The organism is Enterobacter cloacae complex sp. IR5441, assembly GCF_049238215.1.
GTDB lineage: Bacteria > Pseudomonadota > Gammaproteobacteria > Enterobacterales > Enterobacteriaceae > Enterobacter > Enterobacter hormaechei_C.
The window spans coordinates 1-1,193 of sequence record NZ_JBMKIA010000108.1; the positions used below are offsets into that span (position 1 = coordinate 1).

1 protein-coding gene is annotated in these 1,193 nt (G+C 55.7%); it reads left to right on the forward strand.

The genetic code is table 11. The features are described from left to right. Nucleotides 1-160: 160 nt before the first annotated feature. On the forward strand, nt 161-670 hold the full coding sequence (locus ACOTX5_RS26545) for an antirestriction protein ArdA (protein ID WP_000129958.1): 510 nt from the start codon (nt 161-163) through the stop codon (nt 668-670). Nucleotides 671-1,193 lie beyond the last annotated feature (523 nt).

The following is a 1,193-nucleotide window of genomic DNA, read 5'->3' on the forward strand; positions in this document are numbered from 1 at the left end:
TCCGGCGCGGTCGCCTTCCATGCCCTGACGGGCATAAAAACATGTAAATAAATTCCGTACTTGTATTGACTTTAAAGGCGTAATCACCGATAATTAAATCATCGGGAGGCAATACCGCCGCCCGAAAAATTGCCGGTATCGGCGCTTTAAGGAGTACACCATGACTGATATTACGACCCCTTCTGTTTATGTTGGCACTTACCATAAATACAACTGCGGAAGCATTGCGGGAGCCTGGCTCGATCTGACCGATTTTGATAGCTCAGAGGAGTTTTACGAGCGCTGCCGCGAGTTACACGCAAATGAGGCTGATCCAGAATTTATGTTCCAGGATTGGGAGGGTATTCCGTCTGATATGGCGTCAGAGTGCCATATCAACTGGGATTTTATTAACGGCTTTAAACAAGCCCGCGAGGAAGGAAACGAAGCGGCGTTTGTGGCCTTTGTTGATCTGTTTAATAGCACTGATTTCGACCTGTTTAGAGATGCCTATATGGGCGAAGCTAAGGACGAAGAAACTTTTGCAGAGGAATACCTGAATGATAGCGGTCTACTGAATGAAATTCCTGAATCCGTAGCCCGATATTTTGACATCGTAGCCTATGCGCGGGATCTGTTTATTGGGGATTTCAGTTTACATGACGGACACGTATTTAACATGACTTGCTGAAACCTAGTCCCCCGCCACGCGGGGGATATTAAACACCGCTCTAATTAATCGCCGGTATCGGCAAACAGCCATCTGGGCGGCTGCGCCGCCCCTTTGCTGCTGCTTGCCGGTGATCTCTCCAGCTCATGTTCTGCCATTGCGCTAAATCCTGATGCCACACAGGGCGTTACCCCTTCGGGGCCGCTCTGCTGTGCTGCGCATCGAGCCGGTTCCCGTCTCGCCCCGCCCCTTCGGGGTGCCAACGCCCTTCAGGCGTCGGCATCCTTTGCCAGTGCGCTATTGTGTTATCCGTGGATTGTGCAGCTCAGCGGGGCGCTGGCCGTGACGGTGCGGTGTCCCCCGTAACCGGCCGCGCGGCGGCCGCTAACTCGCAGTACGGCGCCGCGACCCGCAGGCGGGCCGCTGTACCCGCGCGCAGGCGCGCGGCGCCCACTGCGCACCCCCGTGGGGGACGTGCGGCAGCTGCGTGGCGGCGGGCTGGGTTATGGCTTAGCAGGAAGGGGGGTTGGCCTGTTGCTCCGGT

Coding starts and splice junctions, on each gene's coding strand:
- ACOTX5_RS26545 (WP_000129958.1), top strand. CDS start 161: ATGACTGATATTACGACCCCTTCTGTTTATGTTGGCACTTACCATAAA.